This is a genomic window from Roseateles sp. DAIF2 (assembly GCF_015624425.1).
Classification (GTDB): domain Bacteria; phylum Pseudomonadota; class Gammaproteobacteria; order Burkholderiales; family Burkholderiaceae_C; genus Kinneretia.
Genome location: NZ_CP049919.1, coordinates 4,341,198 through 4,359,662 on the forward strand (window position 1 = coordinate 4,341,198; position 18,465 = coordinate 4,359,662).

Consider the following 18,465-nt stretch of genomic DNA (forward strand, 5'->3'; position numbering starts at 1 on the left):
GCCCGGCACCCGGCGTTGAGCCGGCTTACCTCCGCTTACAGCGCTTGCGCGTCCAGGCTCGATGTTTCCACCGCGGCCGCGAACTCGTCGCGCAGCCGCTGGCTCTCGGCGATCGCGCGCAGCCAGGCCTTGGCACGGGCCTGCACATCATCGCCGTAATGCCTGAAGTCGTCGCGGTCCGGCAGCTTGGCGCGCGGCAGGCTCTCGATCCAGGCCGGGTTCGGCGACAGCAGCACGACGTTGTCCAGAAAGGCGGTGGCCGCGTGCCGGCCCTTCAGGCTCTTGTCCAGCCAGCCCGGGATCACCTGACGCTGGAAATGCGGATACAGCACCAGGCCGTCGCCGGCCATCGCCGCGTAGTTCAGGTGCAGGTGGTAGTCGGTGATGCCGCCGTCCCAGTAGGCACCGCGCGGCCCGCCGGGAATGTCGTGCACCGCCTGCAACCAGAAGGGGATCGAGCAGCTGGCCAGCACGGCCGGCCGCAGGTTCTGCTCGCTCAGCGCCACCTGCTGGCTGCGGTAATCGACCAGCGGCATCGGCAGCGGCGCGCGCGGGTCGGAGAACACCACGCGCTCCAGCCAGGCCCCCATCACGCGCCGGCCCAGCAGATTGGCCGCGAAGGCGCCGGTATAGCCCAGCGGCGTGCGCAGCCGCCCTTCCCGGCCCAGGATATGGCGCCCGCGCGAGGTGAACACATGCAGGCGGTAGCGCGGATGGCTCAAGACCTGGCCCTCGCGGCCGCCGAAGCTCTCGCCCAGCTTGGCGCTGAAGCCGCGCGACACCGTTGCGGCGCTCGGGCGCCGGCCCGGCTCGCTGTCGTAGCGCTGGTGCACATAGTCGTCGGCCATGCGCGCGAAGGCGCGCGTCATCTCGGCATCGTCGCGCCCCAGGCAGGCGGTGGCCATGCGCCAGGCGCCGATCGAAGCCCCAAGCAGATGCACCTCCTGCGTGCTGCGGCCCAGCCAGGGGCCGAACAGGTACTGGTCGAGCGGATTCAGGATCAGGCCCTTGGGCCCGCCGGCCGCGGCCGGCACCACGCGCACATCCTCCGGCCGCAGGCCGCGCTCGCGCAGGCGCGCCCGGGCGCGCGGGCCGGCGTGGATCTGCAGCGCGTGGAGCTTCATCGTCGGCCGACTCTCTCTCAGAACTTCATTTCGAGATTGGCCGCGAAGAAGGTGCGACCGAAGCGCTGATTGTGGGTGCGCTGGCCGTCGCTGTAGATCACATCGGTGACAGGATCCAACGCCGCCACATTGTTGGCCGAGAGCCGCAGCGAATACTGGCGGCTGAACATGTACTGCGCGAAGACATCCAGCGAGCGCGAGCGCGAGACCTCCTGCAGCTGCGTCGGCGTCTGCTGCGTGCCGTAGCCCGGCATGTAGACCAGGCCCGCACCCAGGGTCAGCGGCAGGCTCTTGAGCTTGTAGTCGAAGCCCAGGTTCACCGCATAGGGATGCTGCGAATCGAGCCGGTTGTCCGGCCCGGGCAGGCCCTCGACCTTGGAGCGGTAGAAGCTCAGCGAACCGCGCAGGTTCAGGTTGGTGCTCGGGTCGAACAAGGCCGGCATCAGCTCGCCGGCGCGGCCCTTCAACTCGAGCTCGATGCCGCTGGTGCGGGCGCCGGCAAGATTGACCGGGCGTGAGACATAGCGCTGCACCGTCGCCCAGGACACATCCTCCAGGAAGACGTCGTTGCGGATCAGGTCCTTGATGCGGCGGTGGAACAGGCTGACGCTGAACAGCCCGCCGCCGGTGAAGTATTTTTCGTAGGCGATGTCCAGCCCGGTCGCCAGCTCCGGCTTCAGATTCGGGTTGCCGATGCGATCCGGCGCGGTTTCCGGATTGGGCTTGCTCAGCGGATAGGTGGTGTTGACGGAGGGGCGCGCCATCAACGCCTGCAGCTCCGGCGCCTTGTAGCTGCGCGTCAGGCTGGCGCGGATCATGTCCCGGCCCTTGGGGTCGATCTTGTAGTTCAGATGCCAGAGCGGCGTCAGCACATGACTGCTGTTGCGCAGGTCCTGGGTCCGGCCGTCGCGGCTGAGTTGGCTGGTCGTGACGATGCGCTCGGTGCGCAAGCCGAAGTAGGTCGACCACTGCGGACTGATCTCCCACTCGTCCTGCACAAAGAAGGCCGTGCGCTTGACCTGGGCCTCGAAGGGCCGACCCTCGAAGTCGGGCAGCAGATCGCGCCCGTCCTGAGTGACGCTGCGCACCTCGTCGCGGCGGCGGTATTCCAGGTCCCAACCCAGGGTCAGACCATGCGAGTCGCCCAGGCTCTGCGAGTACTTGCCGCTCTGGGTCAGGCCGCGGTCCTTGTTGTCGCCGTCGGTATGGCGCTGCAGCGGCTTCTTGCCACCCAGGCCATCCAGATCCGTCGTGTAGCGCGCCCGCGAGGTCTGGCCGCCGAGCTTCAGCTCCAGGCGCTGGCCTTCCTCGAAACGCTTGGTCCAATGCAGATTGCTGCGCAGCATCTGCCAGGAGCCCGTGTTCAGATAGCTGTCGTCCAGGCTGGGCGGGGTCTCGCCGGCCAGCAAGTCGGTCACGGTGCGGCCCCGGTTGTTCCACTCGTTGCGCTGCAGAAAACTCTGCCAGGCCAGGGTCTCGTCGTCGGCCAGCTTCCAGTTCAGGCGCGGGCCGAAGTTGACGCCGCCGCCCCAGCCGGTCTCCGCACTCTGCGAGGTCACATGCAGGCGCTGCTTCAGCTCATCCTTCGTATCCCGCTCCCCCTCGCTCTCATTGCGCACCCGCCACTGGAAGCCCGAGACCGGCAGCACCATCGACAGATTGCCGAAGCGCTCGCCATAGGTGGCGGTGAACGAGGGCCGGGGCTCGTCGTAGTTGTAGCCCATGCCCAGGCGCAGATCGCGCTGGCTCTGGCGCGGCGCGTCCTTCAGGATGATGTTGATCGTGCCGGCGATGGCCTGGGCGCTGTGCTCGGCGGTCGGGCCCTTGCTGACCTCGATGCGCTCGACCTGCGCCGGGTTCAGGTTGTCCATCGAGAAGCCGGGCGGCGCCGGCTCGCCGTTGATCAGGATCTGGGTGTAGCCGGCGCCCAGGCCGCGCATGCGCGGCGCCCCGCCCTGCACATTGACGCCGGGCAGGCGCTTCAGCACATCGGAGACATTGGTGTCACCGTACTTGTCCAGCTCCTCGCGGCCATAGATCTGCTTGGCCACCGAGGCGCGGCGGCGCAGCTCGGTGTCGCTCTGCTGGCGCGACTGGATCTCGACCCGCTCCAGCCGGTTGCCCGAGCTCGGCCGCGGCTCCTCCATGCCGGACGGCATGTCCTGGGCCAGGGCGGCGGTGGCGCTCAGGCCACCCGACAGCGCGGCGCACAGAAAGGCGCTAGCGGCGGCTACGGGATGTCGGTTCAACAAGGGAAAGGCTCCATGGAGTCGTCAGCGTCGGGCCGGCACGATAAGGGCGCGCCGGCCTCCTGTCGCAGCGAATGCGATCAAATGCTGGAAGCGGGGCGCCAAGCGCGTGGCTGCGGCACTGTAGCCGCGCCGGCACACCCACCTGGGCGAGGAGCGCCCCGAAAACCCCGATGGAGCCTGACGATTACCGCTTTTGCAGCTTCGCGAAGGCCGCGGCCATCGCATTGCCCGCCGGCGCCTGGGCCGGCGCGGCGCGGCCGGGGCGCTCGTGGCGCGCCGCCGGGCGGAAGCTGTTGTCGGCCGACTTGGCGGCGCCGCGCGGCGCCGGCGCCGCGTCCAGCTTCATCGTCAGCGAGATGCGCTTGCGCGCCAGGTCCACTTCCAGCACCTTGACCTTGACGATGTCACCGGTCTTCACGACCTCGCGCGCGTCGTTGACAAACTTGTTCGAGAGCTGGCTGACATGGACCAGGCCGTCCTGGTGCACGCCCAGGTCGACGAAGGCGCCGAACTGCGCGACGTTGGAGACCGTGCCCTCCAGCACCATGCCCTCGACCAGGTCCTTGATGTCCTCGACACCCTCGTTGAAGCGCGCCACCTTGAAGTCCGGGCGCGGGTCGCGGCCGGGCTTCTCCAGCTCGGCCAGGATGTCCTTGACCGTGATCGCGCCGAACTTGTCATCGGCGAAGGCCTCGGGCTTGAGCGCGCGGATCACATCGCTCTTGCCCATCACCTCGGCCACCGGGCGCTGCACCGCATCGAGGATCTTCTTCACCACCGGATAGGTCTCGGGGTGCACGCCGGACAGGTCCAGCGGGTTGTCGCCATCACGGATGCGCAAGAAGCCCGCCGCCTGCTCAAAGGTCTTGGGGCCGAGGCCGGTCACGTCCAGCAGCTGCTGGCGGTTCCTGAACGCGCCGTTGGCATCGCGCCAGCGCACGATGGACGCGGCCACGGTGCCGGACAGGCCCGAGACGCGCGACAGCAGCGGCGCAGAAGCCGTGTTCAGATCCACGCCCACCGAGTTCACGCAGTCCTCCACCACCGCGTCCAGGGTCTTGGCCAGCTCGCTCTGATTCACGTCATGCTGGTACTGGCCGACGCCGATGCTCTTCGGGTCGATCTTCACCAGCTCGGCCAGCGGGTCCTGCAGGCGCCGCGCAATCGAGACCGCGCCGCGCAGGGACACATCCAGCTCCGGCAACTCCTTGGAGGCGAACTCCGAGGCCGAGTAGACCGAGGCGCCGGCCTCGCTGACCACCACCTTCTCGATCTGCGTGCCGGGCGCCAGTTGCTGAATACGCTTGATCAGATCGGCCGCCAGCTTGTCGGTCTCGCGCGAGGCGGTACCGTTGCCGATCGCAATCAGGTTCACGCCATGGGTCGCGACCAGGCGGCCCAGCGTATGCAGCGAGCCCTCCCAGTCCTTACGCGGCTCATGCGGATAGACCGTGTGCGTGTCCAGCACCCGGCCGGTGTCGCTGACCACCGCCACCTTGACGCCGGTGCGGATGCCCGGATCCAGGCCCATCACGACGCGCTTGCCGGCGGGTGCCGCCAGCAGCAGGTCGCGCAGGTTCTCGGCAAAAACCTTGATCGCCACGCTCTCGGCCTCGTCGCGCAGACGCGCAAACAGGTCGCGCTCCAGGCTCATCGAGAGCTTGACCTTCCAGGTCCAGGACACGGTCTTGCGGATCAGCGCGTCGCCGGCGCGGTTGGCATGGCTCCAGCCCAGGTGGCGGGCGATGCGCCCCTCGGCCAGGCCCGGCTGTCCGGCGACGGCTTCCTCGTCCAGCACCAGCTTGGCATCGAGGAATTCCTGCGTGCGGCCGCGGAACACCGCCAGCGCGCGGTGCGAGGGCACGGTGCGGATGGTCTCGGCGTAATCGAAGTAGTCGCGGAACTTCGCGACATCGGGGTTGTTCTCGTCCTTGCCGTCCATCAGCCTGGACTTGAACAGGCCCTCGGCCCACAGCCATTCCCGCAGCTTGCCGATCAGCACCGCGTCTTCCGCCCAGCGCTCGGAGAGCAGGTCGCGCACGCCGTCCAGCACCGCGAAGGCATCGGCAAAGCCGGCATCCGGATTCAGGAAGGCCGCGGCCTCGCCCATCGGGTCCAGCGCCGGGTCGGCGAACAGCTTGTCCGCCAGCGGCTCCAGGCCGGCCTCGCGGGCGATCATGCCCTTGGTGCGGCGCTTTTGCTTGTAGGGCAGGTAGAGGTCTTCCAGCTCCTGCTTGGTCGGCGCGGCCTCGACGGCCGCGCGCAGCTCGGGAGTCAGCTTGCCCTGCTCGTCGATGCTCTTCAGCACCGCGGCGCGCCGGTCCTCCAGCTCGCGCAGATAGCCCAGGCGCGCCTCCAGCTCGCGCAGCTGGATGTCGTCCAGGCCGTCGGTGGCCTCCTTGCGGTAGCGGGCGATGAAGGGCACGGTGGCGCCGCCATCGAGCAGCTCCACGGCTGCATTGACCTGGGCCGGGCGAACCTTCAGCTCGGCGGCGATTTGAAGCAGGATCTTGTTATCCAAAACGTCGGAACGAAAACAACCAAGCGCAGAAGTTTGCCATAGCGCCCAGACCCGCCCCGACCCGGCTCGTCCGCCGCCGGGGCTCGACTACCATCGAGCGCCAAGCCGTTCAGGGAGAAACAGGGATCATGAAGCTGATGGTGATCGGCGCGAGCCAGGGCCTGGGTCGCGCCTTCGTCGAGGGCCTGCCTGACCCCGGCGATCTGGTGGTCGGCGTCTCGCGCCGCGCGCCGCAGCCGGCGCCGGCCCTGCCGCCGGCGGTCGAGCTGCAATGGATCGAGGCCGACATGGCGCAGCCGCTGGAGGCGGCGCAGCGCATCGAGAGCCAGGCCCCGGCCGGGCTGGACGCGCTGATCTACAACCTCGGCGTCTGGGAGACCCAGGCCTTCGGCCCGGACTACCGCTTCCTGGAGAGCGACGACGCCGAGCTGATGCGCCTGGTCGACATCAACATTACCGGCGCGCTGCTGCTGCTCAAGCGCCTGCTGGCCGCCCCCGGCCGCAAGCCGCAGCTGATCCTGACCGGCTCGACCTCGGGCCTGCGCCGAAGCGGCCGGCCCGAGCTGGCCTTCGGCGCCAGCAAGTTCGCGCTCAGCGGCATGGCCGACGCGCTGCGCGAGAGCTTTCGCGCGCAGCGGCTGGCGGTGACCTGCCTGCAGCTCGGCTATCTGAACACCGAGGACGATCTGCGCATCCCCGTCGCGCAGGCCGCCGCGCGCGGCGCGGGGCAACTGGTGCCGCTGCACGATGTCGTGGCCCTGACCCGCAGCCTGCTGCGCCTGTCCGACGCCGCCTTCGTGCGCGAACTGGTGCTGCCGGCGATCGCCGACGAACGATTCTGAACCCCGGGAACACAGCGATGAGCACCGCCATCCGGACCATGTCCATCACCGACTACGACGCCGTGCTGCGGCTGATGCAGGAGACCCCGGGCGTCTCCGTGCGCGACGCCGATTCGCGCGAGGCCACCGAACGCTATCTGGCGCGCAATCCCGGCCTGAGCTTCGTGGCCAGCGCGCCGGACGGCCGCCTGCTCGGCTGCATCATGAGCGGCCACGATGGCCGGCGCGGCTATCTGCAGCATCTGGTGGTGCGGCCCGAGCAGCGCCGCCAGGGCATCGCGAACCGCCTGGTCGAGCATTGCCTCGCGGCGCTGGCGGCCCTGGGCATCCAGAAGTCCCATGTCGACGTGTTCCGCAGCAACGAGCTGGCACAGGCCTACTGGGCCAGCCAGGGCTGGCTGCGGCGCGACGATCTGCACCGCTTCTCGCTGGTGCGCGGCGGCAGCGAGAACGCCTGATGAGCCCTTGCCCCGAGGTACCCGGTTTTCTGGTTCGCCCCATCGGTCGGGAAGACGCCGAGGCCTGGGCGCGCTATGCCTGTCTGCCGCAGGTGCGCCAGCACAGTAGCTCGACCGCGCGCAGCGCCGATGACCTGCGGCCGCTGATCGAGCGGGTGCTGGCCGGCGGCGCGGACGCACCGCTGCGTTTCGTGCTGCGCCAAGCCGGCGACGCGACGGAGCGCATCGTCGCCACCGTCGGTTTTCACACCATCTCTTCATTGAACGGCAGCGCCGAGATCGGCTACGACGTCGACCCCGAGTTCTGGGGCCGCGGGCTGGCCAGCGCCGCCTGCCGCGCCGCGACGGCTTGGGGCTTTCGCGTCCGCGGCTGGCACCGCATCCAGGCCACGACGGTGCCGGCCAACCTCGGCTCGCAGCGCGTGCTGGAGCGCTGCGGCTACCGGCGCGAGGGTCTGCTGCGCAACTTCCGCATCGTCGCCGGCCTTCCCGCCGACTACTACATGTATGCCATCATCCCGGAGCCCGCCGCCTGAGCGGATCCGTCAGCCGCCCTGGGTCCGCAGCCAGGCCGCCGCCCCCGCCCCCGCGGCGCGGCCGCTGGCCATGCTGGCGGTCAGCAGGTAGCCGCCGGTGGGCGCTTCCCAGTCCAGCATCTCGCCGGCGCAGAACAGGCCCGGCCGGGCCTTGACCATCAGCGCCGCGTCCAGCGCCTCGAAGGGCAGGCCGCCGGCGGTGCTGATCGCCTCTTGCACCGGGCGCGCCGCGACCAGCGCCAGCGGCAGGCGCTTGAGCCGCGCGGCCAGGGTGCTGGCGTCGGAGAACTCGGCCTTGCTCAGCAGCTCGTGCAGCAGGCCGGCCTTCAGGCCCTCGATGCCCAGCCGGCTCTTCAGATGGCTGGAGAGCGAGCGCGAGCCGCGCGGATGCGCGACCTCGGCCGCCACCTGCTCGGCGCTGCGCCCCGGCAGCAGGTCCAGCTCGATGCGCGCGCGGCCGAACTCGGCGATCTCCTCGCGCAGCAGGCTGGACGCCGCATAGATCAGCGAGCCCTCGATGCCCGCGGCGGTGATCACAAACTCGCCCTGGCGCTCAAAGCGGCGCGGCGCTTCGCCCTGCCCGCTGAAATGCAGCGCCACCGGCTTGACCGGCTGGCCGGCAAAGCGCTCGGCGAACAGCGGGCTCCAGCCGGGCGAGCCGGCATGGGCCGCGGTGGCGCCGACATCGAAACCGCAGTTGGCCGCGCGCAGCGGCGCGACCGGCAGCCCGCGCTCGGCCAGCAGCGACGCCCAGGCGCCGTCCGAACCCAGCTGCGGCCAGGACACGCCACCCAGGGCCAGCACGGTGGCATCGGCGCGGACCAGCGCTTCACCCTCGGCGGTCGCGAAGCGCAGCGCGCCCTCGGCATCCCAGCCCAGCCAGCGCGAGCGCATATGAAAGCGCACGCCGGCCGCGCGCAGCCGCGCCAGCCAGGCGCGCAGCAGCGGCGCGGCCTTCAGGTCGCGCGGGAACACCCGGCCCGAGGTGCCGACGAAGGTCTCGACGCCCAGCGCCGCGGCCCAGGCGCGCAGCGCCGGGCCGTCGAAGCCGCGCAGCAGCGGCTCCAGCTGCGGCGCGCGCGCACCGAAGCGCGACAGGAAGGGCGCGAAATCCTCCGAATGGGTCAGGTTCAGGCCGCCCTTGCCGGCCAGCAGGAACTTGCGACCGACCGAGGCCATCGCGTCGTAGAGGTCGACCTCGACGCCGGCCGCGCACAGCGCCTCGGCCGCCATCAGGCCGGCCGGGCCGCCGCCGATAACGATGGCGCGGCGCTGGGTGGGGGTCGGATCGGACATGGCGGGCCTTGGAAAAACGAAGGGCGCGAGTGTGCCAGAAGATGATCGCGCGGCCGATGCCGCTCAGGCCGCGTTGCGCAGGTCCAGCGTGAAGCAGCTGCCCTGCCCCGGCTGGCTCTGCACGCGGATCGCGCCGCCCATGCGTTCCATCAACTGCTTGCAGATCACCAGGCCGATGCCGGTGCCCTCCTGCTCGCTGCGCCCCAGGCGGTTGAAGGGCTGGAACAGCTGGGCCTGCTGCTCCGGGCTCAGACCCAGGCCGCCGTCCTCGACGCCGATGTGAAAGCCCGCGTCGGCGCAGGCGAACACCCGCACCCAGCCGCCGGGCCGGTTGTACTTGATCGCGTTGGACAGCAGGTTCAGCAGCACCTGCTCCAGCCGCACCGGATCGGCCTGCACGCGCGGCAGCGCCGTCGACTCGCAGTCCTCCAGGCGCAGCGCGATGCCGGCGGCGCGCGCGGCCGGCTCGAACATCGCGACGCAGCGGCGCAGCAGCGGGCCGGCCTCGACCGGCAGGGTGCGCACCGCCAGCGAGCCGGCCTCCAGGCGCGACAGGGTCATCATGTCGTCAATCAGCGCCAGCTGGTGGCGCGCCGCGTTCTCGATATGGGCCAGGCGCTCGCGCTGCAGGGCGTCGAGCGGGCGCTGCGGATCGTCGGCCAGCAGCTGCGAAAAGCCCAGCACCGCGTTCAGCGGCGTTCGCAGCTCATGGCTGGCCTGGGACATGAATTCGGTCTTGGTCTTGTTGGCCAGCTCGGCCAGCTCGCGGGCGCGGTCGGCATCCTGCAGGCGCTCGCGCTCGGCCAGCTCGTTCTTCAGCTGCTCGGTGCGACGCAGCACCTGGCGCTGCAGGGTCCTATTCCAGCCCAGCAGCAGGCCCGCGCCCAGCAGCGCCAGCGCCAGGCCGGCGGCGGCGGCCATCAGCCAGCGGCGCTGCCAGCGCGCGCCCTCGCTTTCCTGCGCCATCCAGCGGTCGGCGATAGCCTGGCGCTCGTCGGCGGCGATGCGCGCCAGCGCCTTGTCCAGGATGCGGCCCAGCATCGGCCAGTCGCGCCGGTAGCCGATGCCCAGCTCGTAGGCGAAGCCGACATCGTCGACCACCCGCACATTGCCGATGCCCTCGCTGCGCAGCAGATAGGTGGTGACGGCCAGGTCGGCCACCGCGGCGCCGATCTCGCCGCCGGCCAGGCGGCGCAGCAGCATCTTGTCGTCCGGCTCGACCTGCAGCGGGTTGCCGGGATAGCGCTCGCGCAGGAAATCGCCGACCGCATAGCTGCGCCCCACCGAGACCGGCTCGCCCGGGCGCAGGGTGCCCAGGCTCTCGCCGGCGCCATCGACGCGGCGCAGCAGCACCGCCGGCACCGTGATGTAAGGGCGGGTGAAGCCCAGGTACTGCAGGCGCTCGGGCGTGGCGCGCAGCGACATATTGATGTCCAGCTCGCCCTGCTTGAGCAGCTCGACATTGCGGGCAAAGGTCTGCGGCGGCTGGAAGCGCAGCTCCAGCCCGGTCAGGCGCGACAGACGCTCGGCATAGTCGGCCGACAGCCCGCGCACCCGGCCCTCCTCGTCGGTAAAGGTGAAGGGGCCGTAGTTGGCCACGCCGGCCACGCGCAGCTGGCGGTGCTGCGCGATCCAGGCCCGCTCCTCGGCCGTCAGCCAGTCCGCCGCCCGCGCCGGGGCGGCGGACAGCCAGTTGGCGAGGACCAGCAGCAGGACGGGGAGGAAACGAACGGACACAACTCCGATTGTGGGCCCGGGTGCCCGAAACGGCAGCGCAAGAATGTCACGATTGGCGCAGCGCGGCCCGCAAACCGGCCCCGATCTCGGGTTTATCCCGAAATGGATCGCTCGGGTTGCGCCCCTGCAGCACATCCTCCATCCGCGTCGCGACGCCGGCCAGCGCCTGCGGATGGCTGAAGACGTAGAAGCGCTGCTGGTCCATCGCCTCGAACACCAGGCGCGCCACGTAGTCCGCGCTGACCTTGCCGGCGCCGACCGCCTTGTCGGTCTGGGCCTGCGAGATCAACTGGCTCTTCGTGGGCCGGCCGCCGGCCAGTTCGCCCGGGCGGTTGCGGTGGCTCTGCGAGATGCCGGTCGGCACGAAGAAGGGGCACAGCACCGAGCAATGCAGCTGCTCGCTGACCAGGGACAGGTCCTGGTAGAGCGTCTCGCTCAGGGCCACCACCGCATGCTTGCTGACGTTGTAGACACCCATGTTCGGCGGGTTCAAGAGGCCGGCCATCGAGGCGGTGTTGACGATATGCCCCTCCCAGGCCGGGTCGGCCGCGGCGGCCTCCAGCATCATCGGCGTGAACAGGCGCACGCCATGCACCACGCCCATCAGGTTGACGCCCAGCACCCAGTCCCAGTCGGCCAGGCTGTTTTCCCAGATCAGGCCGCCGCTGCCGACGCCGGCATTGTTGAACACGACATGCGGCGCGCCGAAGCGCTCGCGCACCGCGGCGGCCAGCGCCTGCATCTCGGCTGCCTTGGCCACGTCGACGCGCCGCGCCATCAGCTCATGCCCGGCGAACTCGGCCGCGGCGCGCTCCAGCGCATCGGCCTGCACATCGCAGAGCACCAGCTTCATGCCGCGCTGCGCGGCCAGGCGCGCCAGCTCCAGGCCGAAGCCCGAGCCGGCGCCGGTGATCACGGCCGTGCGGCCCTGGTAATGCTTCATCGGCTGTCTCCTGTCGTCGCCCCGGGGCTCAGGCCGGCGGGGTCCATTGCATGTCGAGATGCGGGATGCCGTCGTCGTCGTAGGGCGCCGAGGTCGTGCGAAAGCCCAGGCCGGCGTAAAAGCGCTCCAGATGGGCTTGGGCGCTGATCTCGACCACCAAGCCGGGCCAGAGCCGCGCGCAGGCGGCCAGCGCCTCGCGCATCAGCTCGCGGCCCTGCCCCGCGCCGCGCGCGGCCGGCGCGGTCACGACCCGGCCGATCATCGGCAGCGGCCCCTTCAGGCCCGGCGGCACCAGGCGCGCATAGGCGGCCAGCGCGCCGTCCGCACCGCGGCCCAGCAGATGCCAGCATTGGGGGTCGAAGCCGTCGGGGTCCAGGTAGACGCAGCGCTGCTCGATCACGAAGACCTCGGCGCGCAGGCGTAGCGCCGCATAGAGATCGGCCGCCGGCAGTTCGGCGAAGGGCCGGCATTGCCAGTCGAGCATCAGGCGAGCCTCACCAGCTGCTTGCCGAAGTTGCGGCCCTTCAGCAGGCCCAGGAAGGCCTCGGGCGCCGCGGCCAGGCCCTCGGCCACGCTCTCGCGGTACTTCAGCTGGCCCGTGGCGACCAGGCCGCCCAGCTCCTTCAGCGCCTCGGGCCACAGCTCCATATGCTCGCTGACGATGAAGCCCTCGACCTTCATGCGGTTGACCAGGATCAGCTGCGGCGCGGCCAGCGGGATCGGTTCGCCGTTGTAGCCGGAGATCATGCCGCACATCGCGATGCGGCTGAAGGCATTGGCGCGCAGCATCACCGCGTCCAGGATCGGGCCGCCGACATTCTCGAAATGGCCGTCGATGCCGTCCGGGCAGGCGGCCTTCAGCGCGCCCGACAGGCTCTTGACGTCGCCGTGCTGCTTGTAGTCGATGCAGGCGTCGAAGCCCAGTTCCTCGACCACATAGCGGCATTTGTCCGGCCCGCCGGCGATGCCCACCGCACGCGCGCCGCGCGCCTTGGCCAGTTGTCCCACCGCGCCGCCCACCGCGCCGCTGGCGGCGCTGACCACCACGGTCTGGCCCGGCTTCGGGTCGATGATCTTGACCAGGCCATACCAGGCGGTGACGCCGGGCATGCCGACCGCGCCCAGATAGGCCGACAGCGGGACATGCCGGGTGTCGACCTTCTGCAGCACGCCGCGCTGGTGGGCGTCGACCAGCTGGTATTCCTGCCAGCCGCCCATGCCGACGACCCGGTCGCCGACCGCGAAATGCTCGTTCCTCGACTCGACCACCTCGCCCACCGTGCCGCCGATCATCACCGCGTCCAGGGGCTGCGGCTGGGCGTAGCTCTTGCCCTCGTTCATGCGGCCGCGCATATAGGGGTCGAGGCTCAGGAAATGGTGGCGCACCAGCACCTGGCCCGCGGCCAGCTCGGGCACGGCGCTCTCGACCAGCCGGAAGTTGTCGACCGAGGGCTCCCCGGTCGGGCGCGAGGCCAGCAGGATCTGGCGGTTGATGGGACGGCTCATGCGATGTCTCTCCGATCAGCGACGATGCCGGCGATTGGAGCATGGCCGCCCCGACCCCGGCCGTCCCATGGGTGACAAAAAAGCACGGGCGTTCTATTTCATATATCAGTCGCAGATCGCCCGAAAGTTCCCCTGGCGACTGCCGATATCCGAAGAACGCCCGCAAAGAGGCACCCAGGGATCCCTCACCGACGGCCGGCGCACCCGGCTGGAGAAACTGCCCATGCAGCTGTCCGACTTCAAGACTTCCGTCAAGCTGGTGACCGCCTTCGTGCTGGTGGCCCTGATCGGAGCCGCCACCGGCGGCTTCGCGATCTACAACATGAACCGCATCAACGAGGCCGACACCTGGCTCTACGAGCAGGAGCTGGTCGGGCTGTCGATGATGAAGGAGGCCAATGTGGAGCGCCTGCGCGGCGTGGTCGCGCTGCGCGACGCGCTGATCGCCACCACCGGCCAGGAGCGCGAGGACGCGATCAAGCGCGTGGCCGACGCCCGCGCCAAGGTGCTGGCGCTGCTGAAACAGGCCGAGACCCTGTTTGAGAAGCCCGAGGCGCGCCAGGCGCTGGCGCAGCTAACCAGCGAATGGAGCACCGACGAGACGGCCACCGAGAGCATGCTCAAGATGATCCGCGTGGCCGACCTGGCGACCTCCAACGATGCGCTCAAGCATATGAAGGCGCATCTGGTGCCACAGAGCATCAAGCTGGGCAATGTGATGGGCGATCTCTCCAAGCGCAAGGAGCAGGACGCCAAGCAGACCTCGGACGCGAACGACGCGCTCTACGGCACGGCCCGCAACACCACCCTGGTGCTGATCCTGCTGGGCATGGCCACCGGCGTCGCGCTGGGCATGGGCATCAGCCGCCATGTGACCCGGCCGCTGGCCAGCGCGGTCGAGAGCGCGCAGCGCATGAGCGAGGGCGACATGACCCAGGCGCTGCGGGCCGAGGGCAAGGATGAATCGGCCCAGCTGCTGCAGGCGCTGGAACGCATGCGCGCGCAGCTGCTGCAGATCGTCGCGACCGTGCGCGACAACTCCGAGAGCGTGGCCACCGCCAGCGCCGAGATCGCCCAGGGCAATGCCGACCTCTCGCAGCGCACCGAGGAGCAGGCCGCGGCGCTGGAGCAGACCGCCGCGACGATGGACGAGCTGGGCTCGACCGTGCGCAACAACGCCGACAACGCGCAGCAGGCCAATCAGCTGGCGCTGGGCGCCTCGCAGGTGGCGGCACGCGGCGGCGCGGTGGTGGCCGAGGTGGTGCAGACCATGCAGGGCATCAACGAGAGCTCGCGCAAGATCGCCGACATCATCGGCACCATCGACGGCATCGCCTTCCAGACCAATATCCTGGCGCTGAACGCGGCCGTGGAAGCGGCGCGCGCCGGCGAACAGGGCCGCGGCTTCGCGGTGGTGGCCGGCGAGGTGCGCTCGCTGGCCCAGCGCAGCGCCGAGGCCGCCAAGGAGATCAAGGCCCTGATCGGCGCCAGCACCGAGCGGGTCGAACAGGGCACGGCCCTGGTGGACCGCGCCGGCCAGACCATGGACGAGGTGGTCAACTCGATCCGCCGCGTCACCGACATCGTCGGCGAGATCAGCTCGGCCAGCAGCGAGCAGAGCAGCGGCGTCTCGCAGATCGGCGAGGCCATCACCCAGATGGACAAGGTGACCCAGCAGAACGCCGCCCTGGTCGAGGAAAGCGCCGCCGCGGCCGAGAGCCTGAAGATGCAGGCGCAACAGCTCGTTCAAGCCGTCGCTTTTTTCAAGCTCGCCCGCTAAGCCCGGGCCGGCGGCGCGGCTACTCCTGCCGCTGCAGCGGCTTCACCGTGCGCCCGCGCCCCGGCAGCGCCTTCAGGTACTTGAAGGTGCCGGTGGCATGGGCGCAGAGCTTGCCGTCCTCGCCGTAGACCGAGCCCTCGCAGAAGGCCATCGTGGTCGAGCGGTGCAGCAGCTTGCCCAGCGCGCGCAGCCGGCCCTCGCCGGGGCGCATGAAGGAGGTCTTCATCTCGATCGTCACGACGCCGGGGCCGAAGCCCTCCTGGTCGCGGTGGATGCTGCGCGCGGCATGGGCCATCGCGACGTCCAGCAGGGTCATCACGACGCCGCCATGCGCGACCGCCCAGGAATTCAGGTGCGCGTCGGTCAGGTCCAGGCGCAGCTCGGCCTCGCCCTCGCCCATCGCATGCAGCTCGAAGCCGAGCTGCTCGACAAAGGGAATGTGGACCGGGAATTTCAATGTCATATCGCTTGTCCGTGATTCATGGGATTAGGGGCCGAGCGCCGGGCCGCCCCAAGCCGGCCCACGGGCGACGCAAGTGGCTCGATGCCACATGCGTCGTCGTCCCATCGGGGGACCGCCCAGCCCCGCCCGCGTCCAGCGCGGCGGGGCTGGGCGAGGGGCTCCATTTCTAGCCTCCAACCAGCGCGCTGACGCCGCCGTCCACCGCCAGGATCTGGCCGGTGATGTGCTTGCCGGCACGGCTGGCGAACAGCAGCACCGCGCCCTTCAGGTCCTCATCGTCGCCCAGCCGGTTCAGCGGCGCATGGGCGGCCATCACGTCGGCGCCGACGGCGGCCAGCAGGCCCTGGGTCATCTTGCTGGGGAAGAAGCCCGGCGCGATCGCATTGACCGTGATGCCGTATGGGCCCCATTCGCCGGCCAGCGCGCGGGTGAAGTTCACCGCCGCGCCCTTGCTGGTGTTGTAGGCGATGGTCTTCATCGCGGGCGGGTTGCCGCCCAGGCCGGCGATCGAGGCGATGTTGATGATGCGCCCGTGGCGGCGCGGGATCATGCTCTGGCGCGCCGCCTCCTGGGCGACGATGAAGAGGCTGCGGATGTTCAGGTTCATCACCTTGTCCCAGGCCGCGACCGGATGTTCCTCGGCCGGTGCACCCCAGCTGGCGCCGGCATTGTTGACCAGGATGTCGACCCGGCCCAGCCGCTCCATGGTCTGCGCGACGATGCCGCGCGCCTGCGCCTCGTCGGACGCATCGGCGGCGATCCAGCGCGCGTCGATGCCGCGGGCCTGCAGATGCGCGACCGCCTCCTCCAGGTCGGCCGCCTTGCGCGAGCTGAGCATGATCTTGGCGCCCGCCTCGCCCAGCGCCTCGGCCATCTGCAGCCCCAGGCCGCGCGAGCCGCCGGTCACCAGGGCCACCTGGCCGCTCAGGTCGAACAGATCCTGCACGCGTTGCGTCGTCATCGTCGTCTCCAGGTTTGGGGGTCAGGTCATGCGGGACCGGACCCAGATCAGCACGGTACCGGCCGCGGCGGCGATGCCGCCCTTGCCGATCAGGAACCAGCCCAGCAGCTCGTCGCCGCCGCGCAGGATGAAGAGGCCCAGGCTCGCGGCCAGCAGCCCGCCATAGATCAGGATCCAGACCAGACGTTCGATCCAGACCCGCGTGTTGCTACTGCTACTAGAACCAGCCATCCTTCATCTCCCTGCAAAGCGATTCGCGGCTGGACACCACGGCCAGCCAGGCCTCGATCTTAGGGAGTTCGTAGGCATGGAAGTAACGGGCGGCCGCGCGCTTGCCCTGGGCGAAGTCGCCGTCATCGTTGTCGGCCACCGTCAGCGCCAACTCCAGCCAGATCCAGGCCAGCACCACATGGCCGAAGGCCTGCAGATAGGGCGTGGCATTGGCCAACGCCTCCTCGGGCTCACCGCCGGCCCAGGCGTTCTTGGTCGCGCGGCCCAGCCGGGCCAGCGCCGCGGCCAGGCCGTTGGCCTGCTGCGCCAGCGGGGGCCGCCGCAGCGCCGCCTCGATGGTGGCGTTGATGCGCGCGGCCAGCGCCAGCAGCGCCTTGCCGCCGTCCATGACCACCTTGCGGCCCAGCAGGTCCAGCGCCTGGATGCCATGCGTGCCCTCGTGGATCATGTTCAGGCGGTTGTCGCGCCAATGCTGCTCCACGGGGAAGTCGCGCGTGTAGCCATAGCCGCCCAGCACCTGGATCGCCAGCGAGTTGGCCTCCAGGCCCCATTCGCTGGGCCAGCTCTTGGCGATCGGGGTCAGCACCTCCAGCAGCAGCTGCGCCTCGGCGGCGGCCTGCGGCGTGCCGGTGTGCAGCTCGTCGACCAGGCGCGCGCAATAGAGCTCCAGCGCCAGCCCGCCCTCGACATAGCTCTTCTGCGCCAGCAGCATGCGCTTCACGTCGGCATGCTCGATGATGGGCCGCTGCGGCTGCGATGCGTCCTTGCCGCCGACGCCGATGGGCCGCCCCTGTGGCCGCTGGCGCGCGTACTCGAGGCTGGCCTCGTAGCCGGCATAGCCCAGCATCACCGCGCCCAGGCCGACGCCGATGCGCGCCTCGTTCATCATGTGGAACATGCACTTGAGGCCATCGCCGGGCCGGCCGACCAGATAGCCCACCGCCCCGGCCCTGCCGCCCGGCAGGAAGCGGCCCTCGCCGAAGTTCAAGAGGCAGTTGCTCGTGCCGCGATAGCCAAGCTTGTGGTTCAGGCCGGCCAGGGCCACGTCGTTGCGCTCGCCGCTCAGTTGCCCCGAAGCATCGACCATCTTCTTCGGCACGATGAACAGCGAAAGGCCGCGCGTGCCCGGCACCAGTTGGCCGTCCGGCCCGGGGATCTTGGCCAGCACCAGATGCACGATGTTCTCGCCCATCTCGTGCTCGCCGCCCGAGATCCACATCTTGTGGCCCCGCAGGCGGTAGCGCGGCCCGAGCGGATCGCTATTGCCGTCTCCATCACCATCGGGCTCGGCGCGCGTCGCCACGTCCGACAGCGAGGAGCCGGCCTGTGGCTCGGACAGGCACATGGTGCCGAACCAGCGACCGGCGAACTGCGCCTGCGCGAACACCTCGCGCTGGCGCTCGCTGCCATGGGCCATCAGCAGATTGGCATTGCCCTGGGTCAGCATCGCGTAGGCGCCGATCGCGACGCTGGCCCGGCTGATGAAGCTCTTGGCCGCCATCTCGATCACGCAGGGCAGCTGCATGCCGCCGAGCTCATAGTCCTGCGCCGCGGCCAGCAGGCCCGATTCGGCATAGGCCGCCAGCGCCGCCTCGGTGGCGGCCGGCAGCCGCACCCGCTCGCCGTCGAAGCTCGGCTCCTCGGTATCGACCAGGCGGTTGAAGGGCGCGAACTTCTCGCGCGCCAGCTTCTCGGCCAGGTCCAGCACCGCGCCGAAGGTCTCGCGCGAATGCTCGGCGAAGCGCGGCCGCGCGCTCAGCGCCTCGGCCTTCAGCCAGTCGTGCAGCAGGAACTCCAGGGTCTCGCGCATGCGGC

The 18,465-nt window shown here is 70.1% G+C and carries 16 protein-coding genes; 4 read left to right on the top strand and 12 right to left on the bottom strand.

Annotated elements, in window-relative coordinates; genetic code table 11:
- Positions 1–35 precede the first annotated feature (35 nt).
- The 3 genes from G8A07_RS20000 to G8A07_RS20010 form a co-directional block, all read right to left on the bottom strand.
- Positions 36–1,124, bottom strand: coding sequence for a patatin-like phospholipase family protein (locus tag G8A07_RS20000; RefSeq protein ID WP_195793731.1), 1,089 nt, complete (start codon positions 1,122–1,124; stop codon positions 36–38).
- A gap of 17 nt (positions 1,125–1,141) precedes the next feature.
- The gene (locus tag G8A07_RS20005; RefSeq protein WP_195793732.1) at positions 1,142–3,373 is read right to left on the bottom strand and encodes a TonB-dependent siderophore receptor; all 2,232 of its coding nucleotides are present in this window, start codon (positions 3,371–3,373) and stop codon (positions 1,142–1,144) included.
- A gap of 187 nt (positions 3,374–3,560) precedes the next feature.
- On the bottom strand, positions 3,561–5,897 hold the full coding sequence (locus G8A07_RS20010) for a Tex family protein (RefSeq protein ID WP_195793733.1): 2,337 nt from the start codon (positions 5,895–5,897) through the stop codon (positions 3,561–3,563).
- A 128-nt stretch (positions 5,898–6,025) separates the two neighbouring features.
- Here G8A07_RS20010 and G8A07_RS20015 point away from each other — a divergent pair, with 128 nt between their 5' ends.
- The 3 genes from G8A07_RS20015 to G8A07_RS20025 are packed head-to-tail and all read left to right on the top strand — an operon-like array spanning position 6,026 to position 7,733.
- Positions 6,026–6,739: an SDR family oxidoreductase gene (locus tag G8A07_RS20015; protein WP_195793734.1), complete on the top strand. Its 714-nt coding sequence runs from the start codon at positions 6,026–6,028 to the stop codon at positions 6,737–6,739.
- Positions 6,740–6,756: 17 nt separating this feature from the next.
- Positions 6,757–7,197: a GNAT family N-acetyltransferase gene (locus G8A07_RS20020; protein ID WP_249937066.1), complete on the top strand. Its 441-nt coding sequence runs from the start codon at positions 6,757–6,759 to the stop codon at positions 7,195–7,197.
- Complete coding sequence (locus tag G8A07_RS20025) at positions 7,197–7,733, top strand: GNAT family N-acetyltransferase (protein ID WP_195793735.1); 537 nt, start codon at positions 7,197–7,199, stop codon at positions 7,731–7,733. The genes G8A07_RS20020 and G8A07_RS20025 overlap by 1 nt, the downstream gene beginning before the upstream one ends.
- Positions 7,734–7,742: 9 nt before the next feature.
- Here the strand turns inward: G8A07_RS20025 and G8A07_RS20030 are convergent, their stop codons facing one another.
- The 5 genes from G8A07_RS20030 to G8A07_RS20050 form a co-directional block, all read right to left on the bottom strand.
- Positions 7,743–9,029 carry a TIGR03862 family flavoprotein gene (locus G8A07_RS20030; RefSeq protein ID WP_195793736.1) on the bottom strand — a complete coding sequence of 429 codons (1,287 nt, stop codon included), beginning with the start codon at positions 9,027–9,029 and terminating at the stop codon, positions 7,743–7,745.
- Between the two features lie 63 nt (positions 9,030–9,092).
- Positions 9,093–10,766, bottom strand: a complete 1,674-nt coding sequence (locus G8A07_RS20035) for an ATP-binding protein (protein ID WP_195793737.1) — start codon at positions 10,764–10,766, stop codon at positions 9,093–9,095.
- Between the two features lie 46 nt (positions 10,767–10,812).
- Positions 10,813–11,709 (bottom strand): SDR family oxidoreductase, encoded by an 897-nt coding sequence (locus tag G8A07_RS20040; RefSeq protein WP_195793738.1) that lies wholly within the window; start codon positions 11,707–11,709, stop codon positions 10,813–10,815.
- A 28-nt stretch (positions 11,710–11,737) separates the two neighbouring features.
- Positions 11,738–12,193, bottom strand: a complete 456-nt coding sequence (locus G8A07_RS20045) for a GNAT family N-acetyltransferase (RefSeq protein ID WP_195793739.1) — start codon at positions 12,191–12,193, stop codon at positions 11,738–11,740.
- On the bottom strand, positions 12,193–13,215 hold the full coding sequence (locus G8A07_RS20050; RefSeq protein WP_195793740.1) for an NADP-dependent oxidoreductase: 1,023 nt from the start codon (positions 13,213–13,215) through the stop codon (positions 12,193–12,195). Before G8A07_RS20050 ends, G8A07_RS20045 begins: the two co-directional genes overlap by 1 nt.
- A 223-nt stretch (positions 13,216–13,438) precedes the next feature.
- Here G8A07_RS20050 and G8A07_RS20055 point away from each other — a divergent pair, with 223 nt between their 5' ends.
- The gene (locus G8A07_RS20055; protein WP_249937067.1) at positions 13,439–14,995 is read left to right on the top strand and encodes a methyl-accepting chemotaxis protein; all 1,557 of its coding nucleotides are present in this window, start codon (positions 13,439–13,441) and stop codon (positions 14,993–14,995) included.
- A 19-nt stretch (positions 14,996–15,014) separates the two neighbouring features.
- On the opposite strand, the gene G8A07_RS20060 is transcribed toward G8A07_RS20055, so the two are convergent.
- The 4 genes from G8A07_RS20060 to G8A07_RS20075 all read right to left on the bottom strand — a co-directional run bounded on the left by G8A07_RS20060 (position 15,015) and on the right by G8A07_RS20075 (position 18,460).
- Positions 15,015–15,458 carry a PaaI family thioesterase gene (locus tag G8A07_RS20060; protein WP_195793741.1) on the bottom strand — a complete coding sequence of 148 codons (444 nt, stop codon included), beginning with the start codon at positions 15,456–15,458 and terminating at the stop codon, positions 15,015–15,017.
- A gap of 166 nt (positions 15,459–15,624) precedes the next feature.
- Entirely contained in the window at positions 15,625–16,419 is a 795-nt protein-coding gene (locus G8A07_RS20065; RefSeq protein WP_195793742.1) for an SDR family oxidoreductase, read from the bottom strand.
- Between the two features lie 21 nt (positions 16,420–16,440).
- Positions 16,441–16,650: a hypothetical protein gene (locus G8A07_RS20070; RefSeq protein WP_195793743.1), complete on the bottom strand. Its 210-nt coding sequence runs from the start codon at positions 16,648–16,650 to the stop codon at positions 16,441–16,443.
- A complete protein-coding gene (locus G8A07_RS20075) occupies positions 16,637–18,460 on the bottom strand; it encodes an acyl-CoA dehydrogenase (protein WP_195793744.1) in 1,824 nt (607 codons plus the stop codon). Before G8A07_RS20075 ends, G8A07_RS20070 begins: the two co-directional genes overlap by 14 nt.
- Positions 18,461–18,465 lie beyond the last annotated feature (5 nt).

Coding starts and splice junctions, on each gene's coding strand:
- G8A07_RS20075 (WP_195793744.1), bottom strand. CDS start 18,460: ATGCGCGAGACCCTGGAGTTCCTGCTGCACGACTGGCTGAAGGCCGAG.
- G8A07_RS20045 (WP_195793739.1), bottom strand. CDS start 12,193: ATGCTCGACTGGCAATGCCGGCCCTTCGCCGAACTGCCGGCGGCCGAT.
- G8A07_RS20000 (WP_195793731.1), bottom strand. CDS start 1,124: ATGAAGCTCCACGCGCTGCAGATCCACGCCGGCCCGCGCGCCCGGGCG.
- G8A07_RS20025 (WP_195793735.1), top strand. CDS start 7,197: ATGAGCCCTTGCCCCGAGGTACCCGGTTTTCTGGTTCGCCCCATCGGT.
- G8A07_RS20015 (WP_195793734.1), top strand. CDS start 6,026: ATGAAGCTGATGGTGATCGGCGCGAGCCAGGGCCTGGGTCGCGCCTTC.
- G8A07_RS20050 (WP_195793740.1), bottom strand. CDS start 13,215: ATGAGCCGTCCCATCAACCGCCAGATCCTGCTGGCCTCGCGCCCGACC.
- G8A07_RS20030 (WP_195793736.1), bottom strand. CDS start 9,029: ATGTCCGATCCGACCCCCACCCAGCGCCGCGCCATCGTTATCGGCGGC.
- G8A07_RS20065 (WP_195793742.1), bottom strand. CDS start 16,419: ATGACGACGCAACGCGTGCAGGATCTGTTCGACCTGAGCGGCCAGGTG.
- G8A07_RS20060 (WP_195793741.1), bottom strand. CDS start 15,458: ATGACATTGAAATTCCCGGTCCACATTCCCTTTGTCGAGCAGCTCGGC.
- G8A07_RS20070 (WP_195793743.1), bottom strand. CDS start 16,650: ATGGCTGGTTCTAGTAGCAGTAGCAACACGCGGGTCTGGATCGAACGT.
- G8A07_RS20055 (WP_249937067.1), top strand. CDS start 13,439: ATGCAGCTGTCCGACTTCAAGACTTCCGTCAAGCTGGTGACCGCCTTC.
- G8A07_RS20040 (WP_195793738.1), bottom strand. CDS start 11,709: ATGAAGCATTACCAGGGCCGCACGGCCGTGATCACCGGCGCCGGCTCG.
- G8A07_RS20020 (WP_249937066.1), top strand. CDS start 6,757: ATGAGCACCGCCATCCGGACCATGTCCATCACCGACTACGACGCCGTG.